The organism is Escherichia sp. HH091_1A (assembly GCF_030295175.1).
In the GTDB taxonomy this organism is placed as follows: Bacteria; Pseudomonadota; Gammaproteobacteria; order Enterobacterales; family Enterobacteriaceae; genus Escherichia; species Escherichia coli_F.
The window spans coordinates 1,987,915-2,012,554 of the sequence record NZ_AP025747.1 but is presented as its reverse complement, the minus strand read 5'-3'; the positions used below and the strand labels follow the sequence as shown (position 1 = coordinate 2,012,554).

Here is a 24,640-nt window from a genome sequence, read left to right as displayed (position 1 = left end):
CTGAAATAAAAAAGCCGCCTATTATCCGTTAATCCAGAGCAGGCGACAACAGGTTAACTGTAAGGTTATTACGGATTCACAAACGTCGCTTTCACCCGCGACGAGCGTTTAAAATAGGGGACGATCAATGCGGTTGCCAACAAAGTAAACAGTAACTGGCGAACGGCTATGCCATCTTCCACGGGTGAAAAAGCGAACGCTTTTACTGCCAGCAATACGGAAATAAGCAGCCAGATAATATAGTGTTTAGGAACACAACGCCGACGTTTAAAGAAAGCGATGGTCAACCACAGTGTGTAATACCACATGGCGATAGCGGTAATAAAAGAAACGCCCCATAAGATTTGTGTTGTCAGTGCTTGTGCGCCGAGCGTTTGAAATGTTTGCGGAGAAGATAACGCAGCGGTATACAGCAACAACGCCAGCGTCGTACTTAACAGAGCGACTAAAAGCCAGGCCAATGGGCCAAGCAACCAGCCTCCAATACGTTGTGGCGTTGTGGTGGTCATAGGTTCTCCAGAATAGCGACGCAAACAGGCAAATCTAATTTTAGGGGCGTTATTATAAGGCTTTTATAACCGATCGCTACTTTCTTTATTGGACATAGTGCCAGACGGACTTCGGTACCTGGCCGAGGTCAAACAAACGCCCGCCAGAAACCAGCTCTGCGCGACGGTGATCGGCAGCACGATACATATTGATCAGTTCCTGATCGTCCGTCAGGGTGTAATTAAGATGGTCGTAGAGTTTTTCCAGACTTTCGAGTGAACTGATTTTGCGAAATTTTAATAAGTAGTCCTGAACAGTCATAAAAGGTCCATAAAATAATTAATACCAAAGGGGTAGGTATTATTAGTGATGATAAAATTTCACCAAAAGTGAACGTTTGTATTATTACAATAATAAGAATGCGCTGATGGTAAATATTCAGGGATGAAAAACTGCTCTAAAAAGAGTAACGCGCTTTACTATCCCTGACAATCACCAACAACATCGAACAAGATAATAAATTCCTGGTTTAATATCCGACAAGTTAAAACATGCACCCGGTCGGGCAGCATGTCGCTCTACAAGAGTAGAGCTTACTTGTGTTGTACCGTAGCACTCTGTTCAGGTGGCTGATAGTTGTCAATGTGACTCGCCACGCCAAGAAGAATGACTGAAACGACAAGAACGATCCAACCTGTTAATTCAATAAGACGATTCATTACAGCCCACATCTCTGTTGATTGATCCATTAACTTCAGGGGGTAAATGTTACTTAGCAATAATAGCTCCAGCAAGATTTTTACTGAGGTTTTTGCGATATTTAGCTTTTGTCGTTGGAAAATTCGCTATTTTTTTGACTTAAGTTAAACAACATCCCTTATTGCTGGCAGGTTATTAAACTGTTGAGCGAGGGTAAAGGATAGTGTCAAATAGCCATCATACTTCAATGAGAGGCAATGACATGAGCGACAACATCCGTGTTGGGTTGATTGGGTATGGTTATGCGAGCAAAACCTTCCATGCGCCCCTGATTGCGGGCACGCCCGGGCTGGAACTGGCGGTAATCTCCAGCAGCGATGAAACAAAAGTAAAAGCCGACTGGCCAACGGTTACGGTTGTCTCTGAGCCGAAGCATCTGTTTAACGATCCCAACATAGACCTGATTATCATCCCTACACCCAACGATACCCATTTCCCGTTAGCCAAAGCGGCTCTTGAGGCGGGTAAACATGTGGTCGTTGATAAACCCTTTACCGTGACACTGTCACAAGCGCGAGAGCTGGAAGCGCTGGCAAAAAGCCTGGGGCGTGTGCTGTCTGTATTCCATAACCGTCGCTGGGATAGCGATTTCCTGACGCTTAAAGGTTTGCTCGCGGAAGGCGTACTGGGTGAAGTTGCTTACTTTGAGTCTCATTTTGACCGCTTCCGTCCGCAGGTGCGCGATCGTTGGCGTGAACAGGGCGGCCCTGGCAGTGGTATCTGGTACGATTTAGCACCGCATCTTCTTGATCAGGCCATTACGCTATTTGGTTTACCGGTTAGCATGACGGTAGATTTGGCACAGTTACGGCCCGGAGCGCAGTCGACTGATTATTTCCACGCCATCTTGTCCTATCCGCAGCGGCGAGTCATTTTACACGGTACCATGCTGGCAGCCGCTGAGTCAGCACGGTATATCGTGCATGGATCCCGAGGCAGTTATGTGAAATATGGCCTCGATCCACAGGAAGAACGTCTGAAAAATGGCGAGCGTCTGCCGCAGGAAGACTGGGGCTACGATATGCGTGATGGCGTACTTACCCGCGTGGAAGGTGAGGAACGTGTCGAAGAAACGCTGTTGACCGTGCCGGGGAATTATCCGGCTTACTATGCGGCTATTCGTGATGCGTTAAATGGCGATGGTGAAAATCCGGTTCCGGCAAGTCAGGCAATCCAGGTAATGGAGTTGATTGAGCTGGGCATCGAATCCGCCAAACATCGCGCGACGCTGTGCCTTGCGTGAAAAGAGGATGGTGCAATTAGCACCATCCATTTTTGTTACTTCGCAGCGACTTTTTCTCGCAGTGCGCGTTTTTCCTCTGCGCTGAGGAAAGCCATTTCCAGACCATTAATCTGCGCCTGGCGGATTTGCTCGCGGGATAACCCAGCAGCCGGCGCGGCAACGGTATATTCGTGAATGATATCCACTCCCTGTACGCCGGGATCGTCAGTGTTAATGCTGGCACGAATGCCATGCTCAAGGAACGTTTTCAGCGGATGTGCCGCCAGCTCTGCCACGGTGCTGGTCTGAATATTGGAGGTCAGACAGGATTCAATACCAATTTCCTGCTCGGCGAGAAAATCCATCAGCGCCCGATCTTCAATGGCTTTTACGCCATGTCCAATACGTTCCGCCCCCAGTTCACGAATCGCCTGCCAGATGCTTTCCGGCCCGGCAGCTTCGCCTGCATGGACGGTAATATGCCAGCCCGCATCACGCGCGCGGTTGAAGTGAGAAAGGAACAGACTTCCCGGGAAACCAAGTTCATCACCGGCTAAATCAAGTGCGGTAATCTGGTCACGGTGGGCTAAAAAGGCCTCCAGTTCTTGCTGACAGGCGGCTTCACCGAAGGTCCGGCTCATAATGCCGATAAGCTTCGCCTGCACACCAAAGGTGCGGCAACCTTCACGAACGCCATCGATCACCGCTTCGACAACACCCGCTACAGGCAGCTGATGTGCCATTGCCATGTAGCCCGGTGAAAAACGCAGCTCGACATAGTGCAGGCCGTTACGGGCTGCATCTTCAATGTTTTCAAATGCCACGCGGCGGCAAGCATCAAGAGAGGCGAGAACTTTAACGCCCCAGTCAAGTTTGGTCAGAAAGCTCACAAGATCGGGTTCGTTGGCAATGACCTGAACGTGGGGAATCAGTGTTTCCAGGGATTGTGCAGGAAGCGAGATATTATACTGGCGGCCAAGTTCAAGAATGGTCTGGGGACGAATGTTGCCATCAAGGTGGCGATGGATATCAGTTAATGGCAGGGTGGTATCAATCATGGTCGCACTCTTTTTCTGGATATAAAAGTGCGCACCATTATAAAAACAAAGCAGGGTAAAAATCCACGATTGCGCAACGATTTTTTACGTTGCGCAATTGGGGTTAACGAACAGCGCGGATGGCGTTAATTAATCCAGCAACACCTTTTTCCAGTTTCGAACGTGGGCAGCCGGCATTGAGACGGACAAAACCACGACCTTCTTCACCGTAGGTATACCCCGGCATGATCGCGACCTTCTCTTGCTCGATAAGCGCTTTTTGCAACGCGTTGTCGTCAATATTCAACGGACGTAGATCAAGCCAGGCCAGATAAGTGGATTGCGGGATCTGCCAATTGAGTTCAGGGAACGCGGCGTTCATTTTATCTGCAATATACGTCAGGTTATCTTTCAGATAGACGCGTAAGGCATCCAGCCACGGCGCGCCTTGCTGATAGGCGGCGATATGGGCAGTTAACGCCAGTACTGAAGGGGAAGAAAGGCCATCACGTCCTTTCAGTGCCGATAAATAGGCATCACGGCTGCTGCTATTTTCTATAATCCCGTAAGCACCGGTCAGGGCGGGAATATTGAAACTTTTCGATCCCGACGTTAGCAATGCCCAGTCTCCGCGCGCCACATTACTCCAGGGAATATGCGGCTGCTCGCCCCAAACCATATCCATATGGATTTCATCGGAAATAACCCGCACACCATGACGCTCGCACAGGTCAGCCATGATCTCCAGCTCATCGCACGTCCACACTTTCCCGGTAGGATTCTGTGGGCTACACAGAAGCATAATTTTACATTCTGGTTTCGCCAGCACGGCTTCCAGCTTGCCCATATCGCAAAACCAGCCGTCAGGCTGCTTCTCTAAAGCAACGGGCATTACTGTGCGCTGGTTACCTTCAATGGCCTTATAAAATGCGTCATAGGCGGGTGTGTGGATCACCACGCCTTCACCTTTTTCAGACCACTGACGAATCAGTTCCGAGACCATGTAGATAACAGAAGGGCCATACACCACCGACTGCGTATCAATTGCGGTGTAATGCTGGGTGGAAAACCAGTGGGCAATAGCCGCGAGAAACTCATCGTTTTTCCAGCGGCTGTAGCCAAACACGCCGTGCATCAGGCGATGATTCAGCGCCTCGATAATGCAGGGGGCAGTGGCAAAATCCATGTCTGAAATCGTGAACGGTAACAGGTCAGCAGTGCCGAAACGGTCAGCGACATAATCCCACTGCGTACACCATGTGCCATGACGATCCACGACCTTTGAAAAATCGAACATATCTTATCCTTATGCCTGAACAGTATGCATCAGACCGGCCATTTCATCTTTTACTGACTGAACTTGAGGCCCGATAACAACCTGCAGGTTATGTTGATTAAGTTGTACTACGCCAATTGCCCGATTGTCCTTCAGTGCCTGCACATTAACAAGCGACATATCTTTCACAGACAAACGCAGACGGGTAATGCAGTTATCGAGGCTGACAATATTGTCGGCACCGCCTAAGGCTTCGAGGATTGCCGGAACGTTGTAACCTGATTTACCCGGCGCACCGGCAACGGCTTTTTCGATTGAGCTGGCAACTTCGCTATCGCGCCCCGGGGTTTTCAGATTGAAGCGGGTGATAGCGAAACGGAAGATGACGTAGTAAACGACAAACCAGATTGCCGCCACCACTGGCACCATGTACCACTTGGTTGACAGACCATGCAAAATACCGAACACCACGAAGTCGATGATATTGCCGTCGGTATTACCGATGGTGACGCCGAGCACAGACATGACGGTGAAGCCGAGGCCGGTTAACAGCGCGTGGATGACATACAGAACTGGCGCTACGAACAGGAACAGAAATTCCAGCGGTTCGGTCGTGCCGCCAACGACACAGGCGATCAGGCCAGAAATCAGCAGCCCTTTAATTTTATGGCGATTTTCCGGGCGCGCGCAGTGATACATAGCTAACGCTGCACCTGGCAGACCGCCGAGAAACGCAGGCATTTTGCCTTGCGAAAGGAAACGCGTGGCGCTTTCAGAAAAACCGTGAGTGGTCGGGCAACTCAATTGCGCCTGGAAGATGGTCAGTGCGCCGCTGACGGTTTGACCGCAGACTTCCTGCGTGCCGCCTGCGTCGGTAAAGCGAATTAATGCCACCAGAATGTGATGCAGACCAAACGGCAACAGCAGACGTTCACCGGTACCAAACAGCATCGGTCCGAAATCACCCGCGCTGTTTATCATATGGCCCAAGCCGCTAATACCCATGGCGAAAATCGGCCAGACTAATGGAATCACCAGACCGACAAGGCCCATTACCAGTGAGGAGATGATTGGCACGAAGCGCGTACCGCCGAAGAATGCCAGCGCATCCGGCAGGCGGATATTATGGAAACGCTCATGCAGCATCCAGACGATAATACCGGCGATCACCGCACCGAGGATCCCTGTATCGATCGACTGGATCCCAAGAATGCTCTGAATGTTATTGGCTTTCAGAACCGCGGCGTCCGTGGTTGGCAGAATGCCTTTATTGGTCAACCAGAAGTTTACCGCGAGATTCATTACCGCATAACCGACAAAGCCAGCAAATGCCGCTACACCTTTGTTTTCGCGTGCCAGGCCCAGCGGGATGGCGATACAGAACATGACTGGCAGGAAACTAAAAGCAAACGAGCCAATCTTACTCATCCAGGTAAAGATAGCCTGCAACACGGGGTTGCCCAGGACCGGGATCAGGGTGATGACATCATGGCTGCTAAGAGAACTACCAATGCCGAGCATAATGCCGCAGAACGACAATAATGCCACGGGTAGCATGAAGGTTTTGCCTAACTGCTGGAAGAACTCCCACAGTGTGACTTTCGGTGCTGTTTTCGCCGTCATAAAACGACTCCTCGTAGAGAACAATCTGGATTCAGTAAATTGCGCGAGAAGATAAAACGTTTTATCAAATTTTAGTGAGGCACAAATCACATTACGCAACGATAATAGCGGGTATAAGATAAATAAAAGGTAAAACGTTTTATCTGTCACATAATCAGGGAGTAGGTCATCTGCATGGCTACCGCCAAAAAAATAACCATTCATGATGTTGCGCTGGCTGCGGGCGTGTCGGTAAGTACCGTTTCGCTGGTGCTAAGTGGCAAAGGGCGAATCTCTACCGCCACAGGAGAACGTGTTAACGCCGCCATTGAAGAGCTGGGATTTGTGCGCAATCGTCAGGCGTCGGCGCTGCGCGGCGGGCAAAGCGGCGTCATTGGTTTGATCGTCCGTGATTTATCTGCGCCGTTTTACGCCGAATTAACGGCCGGATTGACGGAAGCTCTGGAAGCGCAGGGACGGATGGTTTTTTTGCTTCACGGCGGTAAAGACGGCGAGCAGCTGGCACAACGGTTTTCACTGTTACTGAATCAGGGGGTCGATGGTGTGGTAATTGCCGGGGCTGCAGGAAGCAGCGATGACCTGCGACGGATGGCAGAAGAAAAAGCTATCCCGGTGATTTTCGCTTCCCGTGCCAGTTATCTTGATGATGTTGATACGGTTCGCCCGGATAACATGCAGGCTGCACAGTTGTTGACGGAGCATCTCATTCGCAATGGGCATCAGCGTATCGCCTGGCTGGGAGGGAAAAGTTCCTCATTAACCCGGGCAGAGCGGGTGGGGGGCTATTGTGCAACTCTACTAAAATTTGGCCTGCCGTTTCACAGCGATTGGGTGTTGGAGTGCACTTCCAGCCAGAAGCAAGCCGCGGAAGCTATCACGGCGCTTTTACGTCATAACCCGACCATCAGTGCTGTGGTTTGCTATAACGAAACTATTGCGATGGGGGCATGGTTTGGTTTGCTGAAAGCAGGGCGGCAAAGCGGGGAAAGCGGAGTCGATCGTTACTTTGAACAACAGGTTTCGTTGGCGGCATTTACCGATGCAACGCCAACCACACTTGATGATATACCTGTTACCTGGGCCAGCACGCCAGCGCGGGAACTTGGTACCACACTTGCGGATTGCATGATGCAAAAAATCACTCATGAAGAGGCGCATTCACGCAATCTTATTATTCCCGCCCGGCTCATTGCGCCGAAATAATCCTCTCTTTATCTGCTATACCTGGTAGTGTCCTTTCCTCAAGGTTAATGATAAAAAATGTGGCACACAGGCGGTGCCTTTTATTTTTACTGAAGTTCACAGGAGGTTTATGTGTTTAATTCTGACAACCTGAGACTCGACGGAAAATGCGCCATCATCACAGGTGCGGGTGCAGGTATTGGTAAAGAAATCGCCATTACATTCGCGACAGCTGGCGCATCTGTGGTGGTCAGTGATATTAACGCCGATGCAGCTAATCATGTTGTAGATGAAATTCAACAACTGGGTGGTCAGGCATTTGCCTGGCGTTGTGATATTACTTCCGAACAGGAACTCTCTGCACTGGCAGACTTTGCCGTCAGTAAGCTGGGTAAAGTTGATATCCTGGTTAACAACGCCGGTGGCGGTGGTCCTAAACCGTTTGATATGCCAATGGCGGATTTTCGCCGTGCTTATGAACTGAATGTGTTTTCTTTTTTCCATCTGTCACAACTTGTTGCGCCAGAAATGGAAAAAAATGGCGGTGGCGTTATTCTGACCATTACTTCTATGGCGGCAGAAAATAAAAATATCAACATGACCTCCTATGCGTCATCTAAAGCTGCGGCCAGTCATCTGGTCAGAAATATGGCGTTTGACCTGGGTGAAAAAAATATTCGGGTGAATGGCATTGCGCCGGGGGCAATATTAACCGATGCCCTGAAATCCGTTATTACCCCAGAAATTGAACAGAAAATGTTGCAACACACACCAATCAGACGTCTGGGCCAACCGCAAGATATTGCTAACGCGGCGCTGTTCCTTTGCTCGCCTGCAGCCAGCTGGGTAAGCGGACAAATTCTCACCGTCTCCGGTGGTGGGGTACAGGAGCTCAATTAATACACTAACGAACCGGTAAACAGCCGTATGTGTTGTTTACCGGGATAGCGTGTGCAACTCGTCAACGTCTCTGCTAAACAACTGGCAGCCAAATCACGGCTATTGGTTAACCAATATCTGGATAAAAAGCTTACGAATTGAGTGTGCCTTCGCACTATTCAACAGCAATGATAGGCGCTCACCTGACAAACCGGTAAACTAGTTATTCACGCTAACTATAATGGTTTAATGATGGATAACATGCAGACTGAAGCACAACCGACACGGACCCGGATCCTCAATGCTGCCAGAGAGATTTTTTCAGAAAATGGATTTCACAGTGCCTCGATGAAAGCCATCTGTAAATCCTGCGCCATTAGTCCCGGGACGCTCTATCACCATTTCATCTCCAAAGAAGCCTTGATTCAGGCGATTATCTTACAGGACCAGGAGAGGGCGCTGGCCCGTTTCCGGGAACCGATTGAAGGGATTCATTTCGTTGACTATATGGTCGAGTCTATTGTCTCTCTCACCCATGAGGCCTTTGGGCAACGGGCGCTGGTGGTCGAAATTATGGCGGAAGGGATGCGTAACCCACAGGTCGCCGCCATGCTTAAAAATAAGCATATGACGATCACGGAATTTGTTGCCCAGCGGATGCGTGATGCCCAGCAAAAAGGCGAGATAAGCCCAGACATCAACACGGCAATGACTTCACGTTTACTGCTGGATCTGACCTACGGTGTACTGGCCGATATCGAAGCGGAAGATCTGGCGCGTGAAGCGTCGTTTGCTCAGGGATTACGCGCGATGATTGGCGGTATATTAACCGCATCCTGATCCTCTCTCTTTCCGCGGGCTGGTGACAACTGAGCCCGCGTTTCATATCGTAATTTCTCTGTGCAAAAATCATCCTTCCAGGGATCGGAGAATCCCACCTAAATATTCATCGTAGCAATATATCATGAGGGTTTATCGCTCACAATATGTTCGAACGAACGTTCGATTGCTTATTTTGTGGCTTCTGTCAACGCTGTTTTAAAGATTAATGCGATCAATATCACGCTGTGGGTATTGCAGTTTTTGGTTTTTTGATCGCGGTGTCAGTTCTTTTTATTTCCATTTCTCTTCCATGGGTTTCTCACAGATAACTGTGTGCAACACAGAATTGGTTAACTAATCAGATTAAAGGTTGACCAGTATTTTTATCTTAATGAGGAGTCCCTTATGTTACGTCCTGTAGAAACCCCAACCCGTGAAATCAAAAAACTCGACGGCCTGTGGGCATTCAGTCTGGATCGCGAAAACTGTGGAATTGATCAGCGTTGGTGGGAAAGCGCGTTACAAGAAAGCCGGGCAATTGCTGTGCCGGGCAGTTTTAACGATCAGTTCGCCGATGCAGATATTCGTAATTATGTGGGCAACGTCTGGTATCAGCGCGAAGTCTTTATACCGAAAGGTTGGGCAGGCCAGCGTATCGTGCTGCGTTTCGATGCGGTCACTCATTACGGCAAAGTGTGGGTAAATAATCAGGAAGTGATGGAGCATCAGGGCGGCTATACGCCATTTGAAGCCGATGTCACGCCGTATGTTATTGCCGGGAAAAGTGTACGTATCACTGTTTGTGTGAACAACGAACTGAACTGGCAGACTATCCCGCCGGGAATGGTGATTACCGATGAAAACGGCAAGAAAAAGCAGTCTTACTTTCATGATTTCTTTAACTACGCCGGGATCCATCGCAGCGTAATGCTCTACACCACGCCGAATACCTGGGTGGACGATATCACCGTGGTGACGCATGTCGCGCAAGACTGTAACCACGCGTCTGTTGACTGGCAGGTGGTGGCAAATGGTGATGTCAGCGTTGAACTGCGTGATGCGGATCAACAGGTGGTTGCAACTGGACAAGGCACCAGCGGGACTTTGCAAGTGGTGAATCCGCACCTCTGGCAACCGGGTGAAGGTTATCTCTATGAACTGTGCGTCACAGCCAAAAGCCAGACAGAGTGTGATATCTACCCGCTGCGCGTCGGCATCCGGTCAGTGGCAGTGAAGGGCGAGCAGTTCCTGATTAACCACAAACCGTTCTATTTTACTGGCTTTGGTCGTCATGAAGATGCGGATTTGCGTGGCAAAGGATTCGATAACGTGCTGATGGTGCACGATCACGCATTAATGGACTGGATTGGGGCCAACTCCTACCGTACCTCGCATTACCCTTACGCTGAAGAGATGCTCGACTGGGCAGATGAACATGGCATCGTGGTGATTGATGAAACTGCAGCTGTAGGCTTTAACCTCTCTTTAGGCATTGGTTTCGAAGCGGGCAACAAGCCGAAAGAACTGTACAGCGAAGAGGCAGTCAACGGAGAAACCCAGCAGGCGCACTTACAGGCGATTAAAGAGCTGATTGCGCGTGACAAAAACCACCCAAGCGTGGTGATGTGGAGTATTGCCAACGAACCGGATACCCGTCCGCAAGGTGCACGGGAATATTTCGCGCCACTGGCGGAAGCAACGCGTAAACTCGACCCGACGCGTCCGATCACCTGCGTCAATGTAATGTTCTGCGACGCTCACACCGATACCATCAGCGATCTCTTTGATGTGCTGTGTCTGAACCGTTATTACGGTTGGTATGTCCAAAGCGGCGATTTGGAAACGGCAGAGAAGGTACTGGAAAAAGAACTGCTGGCCTGGCAGGAGAAACTGCATCAGCCGATTATCATCACCGAATACGGCGTGGATACGTTAGCCGGGCTGCACTCAATGTACACCGACATGTGGAGTGAAGAGTATCAGTGTGCATGGCTGGATATGTATCACCGCGTCTTTGATCGAGTCAGCGCAGTCGTCGGTGAACAGGTATGGAATTTCGCCGATTTTGCGACCTCACAAGGCATATTGCGCGTTGGCGGTAACAGGAAAGGGATCTTCACCCGCGACCGCAAACCGAAGTCGGCGGCTTTTCTGCTGCAAAAACGCTGGACTGGCATGAACTTCGGTGAAAAACCGCAGCAGGGAGGCAAACAATGAATCAACAACTCTCCTGGCGCACCATCGTCGGCTACAGCCTCGGTGACGTCGCCAATAACTTCGCCTTCGCAATGGGGGCGCTCTTCCTGTTGAGTTACTACACCGACGTCGCTGGCATCGGTGCCGCTGCGGCGGGCACCATGCTGTTACTGGTGCGGGTATTCGATGCCTTCGCCGACGTCTTTGCCGGACGAGTGGTGGACAGTGTGAATACCCGCTGGGGAAAATTCCGCCCGTTTTTACTCTTCGGTACTGCGCCGTTAATGATCTTCAGTGTGCTGGTATTCTGGGTGCCGACCGACTGGAGCCATAGCAGCAAAGTAGTGTATGCATATTTGACCTACATGGGCCTCGGGCTTTGCTACAGCCTGGTGAATATTCCTTATGGTTCACTTGCTACCGCGATGACCCAACAACCACAATCCCGCGCCCGTCTGGGCGCGGCTCGCGGGATTGCCGCTTCATTGACCTTTGTCTGTCTGGCATTTCTGATAGGACCGAGCATTAAGAACTCCAGTCCGGAAGAGATGGTGTCGGTATACCATTTCTGGACGATTGTGCTGGCGATTGCCGGAATGGTGCTTTACTTCATCTGCTTCAAATCGACGCGTGAGAATGTGGTACGTATCGTGGCGCAGCCGTCATTGAAGATCAGTCTGCAAAACCTGAAACGGAATCGCCCGCTGTTTATGTTGTGCATCGGTGCGCTGTGTGTGCTGATTTCGACCTTCGCGGTCAGCGCCTCGTCGTTGTTCTACGTGCGCTATGTGTTAAATGATACCGGGCTGTTCACTGTGCTGGTACTGGTGCAAAACTTGGTCGGTACTGTGGCATCGGCACCGCTGGTGCCGGGGATGGTCGCGAGGATCGGTAAAAAGAATACCTTCCTGATTGGCGCTTTGCTGGGAACCTGCGGTTATCTGCTGTTCTTCTGGGTTTCGGTCTGGTCACTGCCGGTGGCGTTGGTTGCGTTGGCCATCGCTTCAATTGGTCAGGGCGTTACCATGACCGTGATGTGGGCACTGGAAGCTGATACTGTGGAATACGGTGAATACCTGACCGGCGTGCGAATAGAAGGGCTCACCTATTCACTATTCTCATTTACCCGTAAATGCGGTCAGGCAATCGGAGGTTCGATTCCTGCCTTTATTTTGGGATTAAGCGGATATATTGCCAATCAGGTGCAAACGCCGGAAGTTATTATGGGCATCCGCACATCAATTGCCTTAGTACCTTGCGGATTTATGCTGCTGGCATTCGTCATTATCTGGTTTTATCCTCTCACGGATAAAAAATTCAAAGAAATCGTGGTTGAAATTGATAATCGTAAAAAAATGCAACAGCAATTAATCAGCGATATCACTAATTAATATTCAATAAAAATAATCAGAACATCAAAGGTGCAACTATGAGAAAAATAGTGGCCATGGCCGTTATTTGCCTGACGGCTGCCTCTGGCCTTACCTCTGCTTACGCGGCGCAACTGGCTGACGATGAAGCGGGACTACGCATCAGACTGAAAAACGAATTGCGCAGGGCGGATAAGCCCAGTGCTGGCGCGGGAAGAGATATTTACGCATGGGTACAGGGAGGATTGCTCGATTTCAATAGTGGTTATTATTCCAATATTATTGGCGTTGAAGGCGGGGCGTATTATGTTTATAAATTAGGTGCTCGTGCTGATATGAGTACCCGGTGGTATCTTGATGGTGATAAAAGTTTTGGCTTTGCCCTGGGTGCAGTAAAAATAAAACCCAGTGAAAATAGCCTGCTTAAATTAGGTCGCTTCGGGACGGATTATAGTTATGGTAGCTTACCTTATCGTATTCCGTTAATGGCTGGCAGTTCGCAACGTACATTACCGACAGTTTCTGAAGGAGCATTAGGTTACTGGGCTTTAACGCCAAATATTGATCTGTGGGGAATGTGGCGGTCACGAGTATTTTTATGGACCGATTCAACAACCGGTATTCGTGATGAAGGGGTTTATAACAGCCAGACGGGAAAATACGATAAACATCGCGCACGTTCTTTTTTAGCCGCCAGTTGGCATGATGATACCAGTCGCTATTCTCTGGGGGCATCGGTACAGAAAGATGTTTCCAATCAGATACAAAGTATTCTCGAGAAAAGCATACCGCTCGACCCGAATTATACGTTGAAAGGGGAGTTGCTCGGCTTTTACGCGCAACTCGAAGGTTTAAGTCGTAATACCAGCCAGCCCAATGAAACGGCGTTGGTTAGTGGACAATTGACCTGGAATGCGCCGTGGGGAAGCGTATTTGGCAGTGGTGGTTATTTGCGCCATGCAATGAATGGTGCCGTGGTGGACACCGACATTGGCTATCCCTTTTCATTAAGTCTTGATCGTAACCGTGAAGGAATGCAGTCCTGGCAATTGGGCGTCAATTATCGTTTAACTCCGCAATTTACGCTGACATTTGCACCGATTGTGACTCGCGGCTATGAATCCAGTAAACGAGATGTGCGGATTGAAGGCGCGGGTATCTTAGGTGGTATGAACTATCGGGTCAGCGAAGGGCCGTTACAAGGGATGAATTTCTTTCTTGCTGCCGATAAAGGGCGGGAAAAGCGCGATGGCAGTACACTGGGCGATCACCTGAATTACTGGGATGTGAAAATGAGTATTCAGTATGACTTTATGCTGAAGTAAGAAAAAACGCCGGAGAGAAAAATCTCCGGCATTTTGGCTGTGAATTACTGCTGCGGAATAGCGGGTACAGCTGGAACGTTTAATGCCGGCATCGCAAACATCCCAACAAAATCTTCCAGTGGCATTTTCTGCCCGTTTAACGTGATCTGACCGTTAGCATATTGCAGGCTGGTGGTGATGGTATTGTCCTGCAAGGTGGTCAGACGGAACATCTGCCCCATTGCTGATGCACCTTCAACTTGCTGTTTCGCCAGTTTTTTCGCTTGATCTTCCTGATAACCTTCCAGCTTCGCTACCTGAGTCATCAACTCAGTTGCCATATCCACCGGAATGGTCAGTTTCGCATCCAGAGATTTAACCGAGCGGTCTACTTCCTGTGCCAGCGTTTGCGGCGCTTCTTTTGTCGTTGCCGGATCTTTCAGGAACAGCGACAGATTCAACGCACTTTCACCCTGACTGTTTTTCCAGCTTAACGGCGCGATAGTAATCACCGGATCGCCTTTCAACATCAGCGGCAGGGCGCTAAAGAAGGCTTCCGTCACTTTCTCCTGATAAAGTTCGGGATTGTTGGCAATCTCTGGCTGTGCCAGAAGCGCCTGAGTTTGCGCGTTATATTGCTGACTAAACTGATGCCAGGCTTCGCCATCAATCTGGCCGACTTTTAAAGTCAGCTTGCCGCTGCCCAGATCCTGATTCTGTACCTTAAGGCTATTTAGCGAGTAATCCAGTTGGCTATTGATCGTTTTACCGTCATTGACCAGATCCGATTTACCGCTGATCTCCATGCCTTCCAGCAGTGCCAGTTCTTTGCCTTCCACTGAAATGGTCATTTTCTCCAGCGACAGTTTTTGGTTTCCTACGCGCTCACCAAAACTTGCCAGCGTGCTGGAACCGTCGGTTTTCAGATTATTAAAGGTTAACTGCACTTTCTGGTTGTATTCGTTAACCGCGTCTACCCGACCACTTTGCGCCTCTCCGGAAAGGGAGATAGCTTTGCCGTCTTTGTCAGCATTTAACTGGAACTCGCCGCCGCTAAAGGCGACTTTTTCATCCTTTTGTTCGTAATTCAGTGGCTTGAGCGAAATATCGGAACTGGAATCTCCGCTGTAACCAATGCGGGAGTTAATCTCAAAAGGCGTTTCACCCTTTGCCATATCAAACAGTGGCTTGCTTACTTCGTTATTGACCAGCGTAGTTTGAATTGATGCCATAGACGGGATCAGGTTCAGTTTTTTAAGCTGGGCAAAGGGGAAGGGGCCATGATCAACTGATTCGTTGAAGATGACGCTCTGACCACTTTTAATCCACGGATTTTCTTTTCCGGCAACGGGTTTCACCAACAGCTGCAACTGGCTGCTGAATACGCCGCGATGATAGTTTTGATAACTTACTTCCAGATTGGATTCAGGAGCTGTCAGTTTGAGTTGCGCGTTCGCCTGCGCGACCATGTCTTCGAGATGGGTTTCTATCTTCTTGCCTGTATACCATGCGCCGCCTGTCCAGACTACGCCTAGCGCAACAATGACGCCTACCGCTACCAGCGATTTATTCATAATGATTATCCATAAAATGAAATCAGGCGGACTGGCCGCCTGAAGGTGTTATAAGCCTTTAATAAGCTTAGCAAGAGATGTTAATTTTTTCAGTAAGCTCTTACAGCTTGTTGTAAACACGCGCTAAACGGCCGTGGCCTTTGACAGTCACCGGTGATTCGTTGGCGGCAATAAACGCTGATTCACCCGGTTTAAGCTGTAACTGCTGAGAACCTTTACACAGCGTTGCATCGCCTTCGACGCAGAACAAAATGGCGGCACTCTGCTGGCTGATGGTGGTTTCTTCTTCGCTAAGGTCATGCAGCGAGAAGGCAAAATCATCCACCGGAATCGGGAAGTCCAGTTCTGCACCTTGTTTCACTGGCTGGGTCAACAACTGGTTAGCCGGTTTGGCTTCGAACTTCACATTGGCAACCAGTTCCGGAATATCAATGTATTTAGGCGTCAGACCCGCACGCAGCACGTTATCGGAGTTCGCCATCACTTCCAGCGCCACGCCTTGCAGGTAAGCGTGCGGTGTTTCAGCGAACAGGAACATCGCTTCGCCAGGATTCAATTTCACCACATTCAGCAACAGCGGGGAGAACAGACCGCTGTCTTCCGGGTAAAATTCAGAAATTAAACGAATCGTTTGCCATGGTTCACCCTGCTGGCTGTCGAGGGCCGATTTTAAAATCGCCAGCGCGCGGGATTTTTCTTCACCCTGCATATTCAACAGGCTGGCGAACAGTTCGCTTAAACGTTCGGCATCAGGCTGTTGTAAAAAGTGAGCAATCGCCGGATGTGCACCTGCGACTGGCTGGAGTAGGGAGACAATCTCGGAAAACTCACGAAACGCGTTCATCGCAAGGAAAGGCGTCAGCGCAAAAACCAGCTCCGGCTTGTGGTTAGGATCTTTATAGTTACGCTCAGCGGCATCCATCGGAATACCTGCAGCATTTTCTTTGGCAAAACCGATTTCAGAATTGCGTTTGTTTGGATGAACCTGAATGGAGAGCGGCTGTGCTGCGCATAATACTTTGAACAGGAAAGGCAGTTCGCCAAAGCGTTTGGCAACGGCCTCTCCGAGCAGAGTCGATTTATCACTCTCAATCACATCACGCAGTGAAACGATATCTCCGGCGGCATTCTGCACCTGTGAACTGCTTTTCGGATGTGCGCCCATCCACAGCTCGGCCATCGGCTGGCTGGACGGATTTTCCATACCATAAAGTTCAGTCAACGCCGTTTTGCTGCCCCAGGCATAGTTTTGCACTGAGTTAATGAGTTTTTGCATGATCAATCCCTGTTTTAATGTGGAAATTAATCCCGCTATTAAAGCAAGAATCCTACGGGAAGTAACCTGGAGCCGCAAAAAGTCGTACTAGTCTCAGTTTTTGTTAAAAAACTGTGTAGGATATTGTTACTCGCTTTTAACAGGGCAACGGAACACCCGCCCAGAGCATAACCAAACCAGGCAGTAAGTGAGAGAACAATGTCAAACAAACCCTTTCATTATCAGGCTCCTTTTCCACTCAAAAAAGATGATACTGAGTATTACCTGCTAACCAGCGAACACGTTAGCGTATCTGAATTTGAAGGGCAGGAGATTTTGAAAGTCGCACCCGAAGCGTTAACTTTGTTGGCGCGTCAAGCGTTTCATGATGCGTCATTTATGCTGCGTCCGGCTCACCAACAACAGGTGGCCGACATTCTGCGTGACCCGGAAGCCAGCGAAAATGATAAATATGTGGCGCTGCAATTCCTGCGTAACTCCGACATCGCGGCAAAAGGCGTTCTGCCAACCTGTCAGGATACCGGCACCGCGATTATTGTTGGTAAAAAAGGGCAGCGTGTATGGACCGGTGGCGGTGATGAAGCAGCGCTGGCGCGCGGTGTCTATAACACTTATATCGAGGATAATCTGCGCTACTCGCAAAACGCGCCGCTGGATATGTATAAAGAGGTGAATACCGGCACTAACTTACCAGCGCAGATCGATCTTTATGCCGTTGATGGTGACGAGTACAAATTCCTCTGTATCGCCAAAGGTGGCGGTTCGGCAAACAAGACGTATCTCTATCAGGAAACCAAAGCGTTACTGACGCCGGGAAAACTGAAAAATTACCTGGTTGAGAAGATGCGCACGCTGGGTACGGCGGCCTGTCCTCCGTATCATATTGCGTTCGTTATTGGTGGAACTTCTGCAGAAACGAATCTTAAAACGGTGAAACTGGCTTCCGCTAAATACTATGATGAACTGCCAACGGAAGGGAATGAGCACGGTCAGGCGTTCCGCGATGTGGAACTTGAAAAAGAATTGCTGATCGAAGCGCAAAATCTTGGTCTGGGTGCGCAGTTTGGTGGTAAATACTTCGCTCACGACATCCGCGTGATTCGCCTGCCACGTCACGGCGCATCCTGCCCGGTCGGTATGGGTGTCTCCTGTTCTGCTGACCGTAATATCAAAGCGAAGATCAACCGTCAGGGGATCTGGATCGAAAAACTGGAACATAATCCAGGCAAATATATCCCGGAAGAGCTGCGCAAAGCGGGAGAAGGCGAAGCGGTGCGCGTTGACCTTAACCGTCCGATGAAAGAGATCCTCGCACAGTTGTCGCAGTATCCCGTTTCTACACGCTTATCGCTGAATGGCACGATTATCGTCGGTCGTGATATTGCTCACGCCAAACTGAAAGAGCGGATGGATAACGGTGAAGGGCTGCCGCAGTACATCAAAGATCATCCGATTTACTATGCGGGTCCGGCCAAAACGCCGGAAGGTTATGCCTCCGGTTCTCTTGGCCCAACGACCGCCGGACGGATGGATTCTTATGTCGATCAACTGCAAGCGCAGGGCGGCAGTATGATCATGCTGGCGAAAGGCAACCGCAGCCAGCAGGTGACGGATGCCTGTAAAAAACACGGCGGTTTCTACCTCGGTAGTATCGGTGGTCCGGCAGCAGTATTGGCGCAGGGAAGTATTAAGAGCCTGGAATGTGTTGAATATCCGGAACTGGGAATGGAAGCCATCTGGAAAATTGAAGTAGAAGATTTCCCGGCGTTTATCCTTGTGGATGATAAAGGAAATGACTTCTTCCAGCAGATACAACTCACACAGTGCACCCGCTGTGTGAAATAAACAGAGCCGCCCTTCGGGGCGGTTTTTTTACATGGCACGAAAGACCAAACATTTGTTATCAAATAGTAAATAATGAGTGAGCTAAAAGTTGCTTAACGAAAGCAAAACAGAAAGAAAAAATTAATCAGGTGAGGAGCAGGCCATGAATACAGTACGCAGCGAAAAAGATTCGATGGGGGCGATTGATGTCCCGGCAGATAAGCTGTGGGGCGCACAAACTCAACGCTCGCTGGAGCATTTCCGCATTTCGACGGAGAAAATGCCCACCTCACTGATTCATGCGCTGGCGCTAACCAAACGCGCAGCGGCAAAAGTTAATGAAGATTTAGGCTTGTTGTCTGAAGAGAAAGCGAGCGCCATTCGTCAGGCGGCGGATGAAGTACTGGCAGGACAGCATGATGATGAATTCCCGCTGGCAATCTGGCAGACCGGCTCCGGCACGCAAAGTAATATGAACATGAACGAAGTGCTGGCTAATCGGGCCAGTGAATTACTTGGCGGCGTGCGCGGGATGGAGCGTAAAGTTCACCCTAACGACGACGTGAACAAAAGCCAAAGTTCCAATGATGTCTTTCCGACGGCGATGCACGTTGCGGCGCTACTGGCGCTGCGCAAGCAACTCATTCCGCAGCTTAAAACCCTGACACAGACGCTGAATGAGAAATCGCGCGCATTTGCCGATATCGTCAAAATTGGTCGTACCCACTTGCAGGATGCCACGCCGCTAACACTGGGGCAGGAGATTTCCGGCTGGGTAGCGATGCTGGAGCATAATCTCAAACATATCGAATACAGCCTGCCGCATGTAGCGGAACTGGCTATGGGCGGTACAGCTGTGGGTACTGGACTAAATACCCATCCGGAGTATGCGCGTCGCGTGGCAGATGAACTGGCAGTCATTACCTGCGCACCGTTTGTTACCGCGCCGAACAAATTTGAAGCGCTGGCGACCTGTGATGCCCTGGTTCAGGCGCACGGCGCGTTGAAAGGGTTGGCTGCGTCACTGATGAAAATTGCCAATGATGTCCGCTGGCTGGCCTCAGGCCCGCGCTGCGGAATTGGTGAAATCTCAATCCCGGAAAATGAGCCGGGCAGCTCAATCATGCCGGGGAAAGTGAACCCAACCCAGTGTGAGGCATTAACCATGCTCTGCTGTCAGGTGATGGGGAACGACGTGGCGATCAACATGGGGGGCGCTTCCGGTAACTTTGAACTGAACGTCTTCCGTCCGATGGTGATCCACAATTTCCTGCAATCGGTGCGCTTGCTGGCAGATGGCATGGAAAGTTTCAACAAACACTGCGCAGTGGGCATTGAACCGAATCGTGAGCGAATCAATCAATTACTCAATGAATCGCTGATGCTGGTGACTGCGCTCAACACTCACATTGGTTATGACAAAGCCGCCGAGATCGCCAAAAAAGCGCATAAAGAAGGGCTGACCTTAAAAGCTGCGGCCCTTGCGCTGGGGTATCTTAGCGAAGCCGAGTTTGACAGCTGGGTACGGCCAGAACAGATGGTCGGCAGTATGAAAGCAGGGCGTTAATCTGCAACATACAGGTGCAGCCGGGGAATGATCAAACGAAGCGGCTGCGCCTGTGGTTTATAACGGTATTGCACATTGTCGGCATCGTAATTTAACAACTCCCCAACGTCCGGCACGCCCGCGCCATTATCCCGATTAATCAGCGCAATAAGCGGCGTAGGGCAAGCGTGTTGTACTTGTTTTTGATCTCCCTTGTACCAGACGCGGGCAATCGGCTGCACCTTCACCGGACGTTTGATTTTTAACTTCGCGTCCTGTGGCAGGGTAGCAATATCCTGATACTCTCTCTCCAGTTTTCGTTGCCACTCTTCGCGCGTCCACGGTGCGACACTGCGCGGTGATTTCAGGCTTTTTTCCAGCTGTGCCAGGACTTCATCACGATGCAAATTCTTAATGATATGTTTATTGGCCCAGCCAAAACGTAAAGTGGCGGGGTCGTGCAGAACAGTGAGCGTTCGGTAAGCATTAAGGGTGATCAGCCCCGGCAAATGACGATGCACCCATTCAAAACGCGCCGCTGTGGGAAGTTCTGACTCAACCGTGACGATATGCTCGAACGTAGTCTTGAGTTGATTGATGTGCTGAATATGACTGACCAACACTGCTTGCGAAAGGTTATCGACCTGGTAACACAACACGCCAGGCAGTCGAACAGCAGCCTTGCTGCTGCGATTTTCGGACTGTTGCTGAATAAACAAATGGCGGAAATGACGTATCGCCAGCGCCTGCGCCTCTTTACCGAGATGTTGCTTTACCTCAATACGATTAAGCGGATTATGCTCATCCTCTTTTTTCACCTCCGGTAAAGAGAACACGCGGGCAACCAGCAATTTGTGCTGTTCTAGCTCAGCGGCAAATGCAGCCAGTTCTTGTTCCATCTGGTGAAAGGTAGTGTTGAGTCGGTCTACGAGATCGTAACGCGCCATAATATTAACCACTTTAGTTACAACATCCTTATTTTATAGCACAGTGGTGGTGACTTGACCACCGTGCGCGTAGTGTCAGGCAGAGGTAAATTGCGGGATGTTATGCCATAACGGCCAGCTAAACGAGAAGCGGGCACCCCCCAGTTCGCTGGTGTCACAGTTAACCGTGCCGCCCATTGCCAGTGCTATAGAGTGAACAATTGCCAGCCCTAGCCCACAGCCGCCGGTTGCGCGGTCGCGGCTGGGGTCGAGGCGAACAAAAGGTTCAAAGATGTGTTCGCGATTTTCTGGGGCGATCCCTGGGCCATCATCCTCAACAATTAATGTCGCTCTGTTCCCCGACAGTAGCAGGCTGGTTTCAACCGTTGAGTGACAGTAGCGCAGGGCGTTATTGAGCAAATTATCCAGCACGCGCTCCATTAAGCGCATATCCAACGCCGCATAATGGCCTTGCGCGAGCGTTTTAATCCGTACCGTTTTATCGGGCGTTACTGCCTGAATGTCTGCCAGATGCGTTGACAGCCACAACGGCAGGTCTGGTTCGCTAAGATGAAGCTCGTTTTGTGGGCGATCGAGTCGGGCATAAGTCAGCAGCTCTTCAATTAAAGCTTCAAGTTGACTGATATCGCGATTCAACGCCTGGGATTCGGCGGCGCTCAGGTTATCGCTCATCTCCAGTCGATAACGCAGGCGCACTAACGGTGTTCGCAGTTCGTGAGCGATACCGTCAATAAGCTGTTTTTTGCTGGCAATCAAGGCGTTGATATTGTCCGCCATCTGGTTAAATGCGACGCCAAGTCGTTCAAAGCTCGAACCTTCATCAAAGTGGATACGCTCACTGAGATGCCCATCGCCAAATCGTTGCGCCGCTGCTTCCAGTTTTAACATATCCTGCCAGTGCGGACGCATCCAGATAAACACCGGAAAGGCGAGGGAAATGGCAATAAAAGCGATCAGGGCGATATCCAGTAATCGCATCTGATGGAGGTAATAAAGATAAGGAACAGGACCAACTGCCAGCACGTAGTGGCTGCGCGGGATGCGTTGCAAAAAAGTGTACTGATCGTCCAGGGCGACAATTTCGCCGCCACGCAGCCGGTGCATGGAAATATCATCAAGATGATATTTACTCAGCGGCTCGACACGCAGATCGAAAGAGAGATTTAAATCCATCTCTTTCAGCGTCTTACCCCAATCGTGTGGGGGGATCTCACGCAATTCGCTGCGCATCAGATACAGCGAACTGTTCATCAAATCATCCAGCGACTGTTTGCCCGCGCGTTCGGCGGTAAATTTGTACACCAGCCCAACCAGCAGAGACATCACAAGGAAGCAGACAAACAATAACAGGTAAAACTGGATAAACAGTTTTTTCATCGATTATTCCCACGCATGAGGCGCAAAAAGATAGCCTTTGTTACGCACGGTTTTAATGCGGTAGGGTTCGGCAGCGTTATCGAGCAGTTTTTTTCTTAACCGCGAAATAGCCACGTCCACGCTACGATCCAGTCCGTCATAACTGACGCCGCGTAAATTTTTCAGCAATGCATCGCGGTCCATGATTTGCCCAGCATGGGTAGCTAATTCCCACAATAATTCGAAATCAGCTGTCGAGAGCGAGATTTCAGCATTAGCCAGAGTGACTACGCGGTTGATGGGATCGATGGTCAACGTGCCGAAATGCAGGGCTTTGTAGGGAGTCAGCGTCGTTTCCTGAAGACCTTTGGTCAGTGTGGCTTGCTCATTCTGACGCAAATGTAAACGTAAGCGCGCTAACAATACAGCAGGGGGTGTCGTTTTGAGAATATAGTCGCAGGCACCCATTTCCAGTGCCAGGATGTGGTTCATGTCGCTATCGAGAGAGGTTAGAAGAACAATCGGTCCGGACCACTTTGCGCGTAAATCACGACAAATGGTCATGCCGTCCTTGCCGGGCAGCATGATATCGAGTAACACCAAATCCGGATTTTCTCGCAGAATAGTTTCTTCGGCCTGGTCGCCGCGCGGCTCTACGGTAACCTGCATATCATGTTTTGCCAGGTACGCGGCAATCAGTGAACCGACTTCCGCATCATCTTCCACAAATACGATAGTGTTCATATTATTCACGGTAGATATAAAAACGTCACAATACACCGCGCTGTTTTTACTTACTATCAATCGTTTCTAAACAAGTTTTCATCAGGTATTCTACTGGTGACTTGTTATGGAAGTGTTAAGGTAAAAAGATGGGGCTGGTAATCAAAGCCGCGCTCGGTGCGCTGGTAGTGCTGTTGATTGGTGTTTTAGCAAAAACGAAAAATTATTATATCGCCGGGCTGATTCCACTTTTCCCGACCTTTGCGCTCATCGCGCATTATATTGTTGCCAGCGAACGCGGCATTGAAGCCTTACGCGCAACCATCATTTTTAGCATGTGGTCGATTATTCCCTATTTTGTTTACCTGGCGTCGCTGTGGTATTTCACCGGAATGATGCGCTTGCCCGCCGCTTTTGTTGGTTCTGTTGCATGCTGGGGACTAAGCGCATGGGTGTTGATTATATGCTGGATTAAGCTGCATTAACGCAGATGACGACCGCCATCAAGTGGGAAACTGCGTCCGGTGACAAAGCAACTGGTAAGTAAGTAATCGACCAGGTCGATCACTTCTTTCTCGCCAGGTGCGGTTTTTATCAGCGATTTATTCAGTGCCTGTTGACGATATTCGGCATCATCATGCTCATTAAACAGGATCAGCGATGGCGCAATAGAATTTACTTTCACTTCAGGTGCCAGCTTGCGGGCAAACGAGCGGGTCATATTATCCAGTGCTGCTTTGCTTGCAGCATAGGCAATATGTTTGTCGCTACCGCGCTCCACCACATAATCGGTAAAGTGAATAATATCGCTGGCGGCGTGTCCGTGCCCGCGCAGTAATCTTTCCAGCGCGTGGTTAAGTAGGTATGGGGCATTAACGTGGATCTGCATCATGCAGGCCAGTACGTCGGTGAGTGGCATACCTGGTTTTTCTGCCATCCACGCACTGGCATTGTGCAACACCGCACGCAGGCCGTGGGTGCTTTTTAGCACTTCATCGGCAAACGCCATCACACCGTCGTTGGTCGAAAAATCAGCCTGAATACACATCGCACCCGCATTCATCAGCCCATCAATGGCAGGATAGTGTGTCCGATAGCTGACTATCACCGGTTGCTTTTGATTAATGAAATGCCAGGCGAGGGCGAGGCCGATGCGACGGCCGCCTCCAGTAATTAATATTGGCAAGGCGTGGGTTTTACCCATCGTTATCTCCTTTGCTATCCAACGATGGGAT

At 50.0% G+C, this 24,640-nt stretch carries 22 protein-coding genes; 10 read left to right on the top strand and 12 right to left on the bottom strand.

Translation table 11 applies throughout. From position 1 onward, the window contains the following. Positions 1 to 68: 68 nt before the first annotated feature. The 3 genes from QUF14_RS09995 to blr form a co-directional block, all read right to left on the bottom strand. Entirely contained in the window at positions 69 to 509 is a 441-nt protein-coding gene (locus QUF14_RS09995) for a DUF2569 domain-containing protein (protein WP_001302052.1), read from the bottom strand. Positions 510 to 594: 85 nt separating this feature from the next. Beyond that, positions 595 to 810 (bottom strand): transcription modulator YdgT, encoded by a 216-nt coding sequence (gene ydgT, locus QUF14_RS09990; RefSeq protein ID WP_000217950.1) that lies wholly within the window; start codon positions 808 to 810, stop codon positions 595 to 597. A gap of 272 nt (positions 811 to 1,082) precedes the next feature. After that, the gene (gene blr / locus QUF14_RS09985; protein ID WP_024166213.1) at positions 1,083 to 1,208 is read right to left on the bottom strand and encodes a division septum protein Blr; all 126 of its coding nucleotides are present in this window, start codon (positions 1,206 to 1,208) and stop codon (positions 1,083 to 1,085) included. A 242-nt stretch (positions 1,209 to 1,450) separates the two neighbouring features. On the opposite strand from blr, the gene QUF14_RS09980 reads away from it, so the two are divergent. After that, complete coding sequence (locus tag QUF14_RS09980) at positions 1,451 to 2,491, top strand: oxidoreductase (RefSeq protein WP_001282494.1); 1,041 nt, start codon at positions 1,451 to 1,453, stop codon at positions 2,489 to 2,491. Between the two features lie 35 nt (positions 2,492 to 2,526). Here QUF14_RS09980 and add read toward each other — a convergent pair whose 3' ends face one another. The 3 genes from add to malX form a co-directional block, all read right to left on the bottom strand. Next, positions 2,527 to 3,528, bottom strand: a complete 1,002-nt coding sequence (add, locus tag QUF14_RS09975) for an adenosine deaminase (RefSeq protein WP_000567509.1) — start codon at positions 3,526 to 3,528, stop codon at positions 2,527 to 2,529. Between the two features lie 103 nt (positions 3,529 to 3,631). Then, on the bottom strand, positions 3,632 to 4,804 hold the full coding sequence (gene malY, locus QUF14_RS09970) for a bifunctional maltose regulon transcriptional repressor/cystathionine beta-lyase MalY (protein WP_000459356.1): 1,173 nt from the start codon (positions 4,802 to 4,804) through the stop codon (positions 3,632 to 3,634). A gap of 9 nt (positions 4,805 to 4,813) precedes the next feature. Continuing rightward, positions 4,814 to 6,406: a PTS maltose transporter subunit IICB gene (gene malX / locus QUF14_RS09965; RefSeq protein WP_000125609.1), complete on the bottom strand. Its 1,593-nt coding sequence runs from the start codon at positions 6,404 to 6,406 to the stop codon at positions 4,814 to 4,816. 174 nt (positions 6,407 to 6,580) lie between these two features. Between malX and malI the strand changes: the two genes are divergently transcribed. From malI to uidC, 6 genes are all read left to right on the top strand, one after another. Next, positions 6,581 to 7,609 (top strand): mal regulon transcriptional regulator MalI, encoded by a 1,029-nt coding sequence (gene malI / locus QUF14_RS09960; RefSeq protein WP_000179506.1) that lies wholly within the window; start codon positions 6,581 to 6,583, stop codon positions 7,607 to 7,609. A 111-nt stretch (positions 7,610 to 7,720) separates the two neighbouring features. After that, a complete protein-coding gene (hdhA, locus tag QUF14_RS09955; protein ID WP_000483371.1) occupies positions 7,721 to 8,488 on the top strand; it encodes a 7-alpha-hydroxysteroid dehydrogenase in 768 nt (255 codons plus the stop codon). Between the two features lie 228 nt (positions 8,489 to 8,716). Next, positions 8,717 to 9,307: a DNA-binding transcriptional regulator UidR gene (gene uidR, locus QUF14_RS09950; protein WP_000969092.1), complete on the top strand. Its 591-nt coding sequence runs from the start codon at positions 8,717 to 8,719 to the stop codon at positions 9,305 to 9,307. Between the two features lie 387 nt (positions 9,308 to 9,694). Continuing rightward, entirely contained in the window at positions 9,695 to 11,506 is a 1,812-nt protein-coding gene (gene uidA / locus QUF14_RS09945; RefSeq protein ID WP_000945915.1) for a beta-glucuronidase, read from the top strand. Further along, on the top strand, positions 11,503 to 12,876 hold the full coding sequence (gene uidB, locus QUF14_RS09940; RefSeq protein WP_001075843.1) for a glucuronide transporter: 1,374 nt from the start codon (positions 11,503 to 11,505) through the stop codon (positions 12,874 to 12,876). Before uidA ends, uidB begins: the two co-directional genes overlap by 4 nt. 38 nt (positions 12,877 to 12,914) lie before the next feature. Beyond that, the gene (gene uidC, locus QUF14_RS09935) at positions 12,915 to 14,180 is read left to right on the top strand and encodes a glucuronide uptake porin UidC (RefSeq protein ID WP_001227016.1); all 1,266 of its coding nucleotides are present in this window, start codon (positions 12,915 to 12,917) and stop codon (positions 14,178 to 14,180) included. A 44-nt stretch (positions 14,181 to 14,224) separates the two neighbouring features. Here the strand turns inward: uidC and QUF14_RS09930 are convergent, their stop codons facing one another. Together QUF14_RS09930 and manA are read right to left on the bottom strand one after the other, a co-directional pair. Continuing rightward, positions 14,225 to 15,733, bottom strand: a complete 1,509-nt coding sequence (locus tag QUF14_RS09930; protein ID WP_001043384.1) for a YdgA family protein — start codon at positions 15,731 to 15,733, stop codon at positions 14,225 to 14,227. Between the two features lie 100 nt (positions 15,734 to 15,833). Then, positions 15,834 to 17,009, bottom strand: a complete 1,176-nt coding sequence (gene manA, locus QUF14_RS09925; protein ID WP_001170638.1) for a mannose-6-phosphate isomerase — start codon at positions 17,007 to 17,009, stop codon at positions 15,834 to 15,836. A gap of 198 nt (positions 17,010 to 17,207) precedes the next feature. On the opposite strand from manA, the gene fumB reads away from it, so the two are divergent. Together fumB and fumC are read left to right on the top strand one after the other, a co-directional pair. Next, positions 17,208 to 18,854, top strand: coding sequence for a class I fumarate hydratase (gene fumB / locus QUF14_RS09920; protein WP_000066639.1), 1,647 nt, complete (start codon positions 17,208 to 17,210; stop codon positions 18,852 to 18,854). Positions 18,855 to 18,996: 142 nt separating this feature from the next. Beyond that, a complete protein-coding gene (gene fumC, locus QUF14_RS09915) occupies positions 18,997 to 20,400 on the top strand; it encodes a class II fumarate hydratase (protein ID WP_001099088.1) in 1,404 nt (467 codons plus the stop codon). Here fumC and tus read toward each other — a convergent pair. From tus to rstA, 3 genes are all read right to left on the bottom strand, one after another. Beyond that, positions 20,397 to 21,326 (bottom strand): DNA replication terminus site-binding protein, encoded by a 930-nt coding sequence (gene tus / locus QUF14_RS09910; RefSeq protein WP_024212148.1) that lies wholly within the window; start codon positions 21,324 to 21,326, stop codon positions 20,397 to 20,399. The genes fumC and tus overlap by 4 nt on opposite strands. 75 nt (positions 21,327 to 21,401) lie before the next feature. After that, entirely contained in the window at positions 21,402 to 22,703 is a 1,302-nt protein-coding gene (gene rstB / locus QUF14_RS09905; RefSeq protein WP_000732518.1) for a two-component system sensor histidine kinase RstB, read from the bottom strand. 3 nt (positions 22,704 to 22,706) lie between these two features. Beyond that, positions 22,707 to 23,426 (bottom strand): two-component system response regulator RstA, encoded by a 720-nt coding sequence (gene rstA, locus QUF14_RS09900; protein ID WP_001092512.1) that lies wholly within the window; start codon positions 23,424 to 23,426, stop codon positions 22,707 to 22,709. A gap of 128 nt (positions 23,427 to 23,554) precedes the next feature. On the opposite strand from rstA, the gene QUF14_RS09895 reads away from it, so the two are divergent. Further along, positions 23,555 to 23,890 (top strand): GlpM family protein, encoded by a 336-nt coding sequence (locus tag QUF14_RS09895; protein ID WP_000524863.1) that lies wholly within the window; start codon positions 23,555 to 23,557, stop codon positions 23,888 to 23,890. On the opposite strand, the gene folM is transcribed toward QUF14_RS09895, so the two are convergent. Beyond that, positions 23,887 to 24,609: a dihydromonapterin reductase gene (folM, locus tag QUF14_RS09890; protein WP_000520627.1), complete on the bottom strand. Its 723-nt coding sequence runs from the start codon at positions 24,607 to 24,609 to the stop codon at positions 23,887 to 23,889. The genes QUF14_RS09895 and folM overlap by 4 nt on opposite strands. Between the last annotated feature and the right edge of the window lie 31 nt (positions 24,610 to 24,640).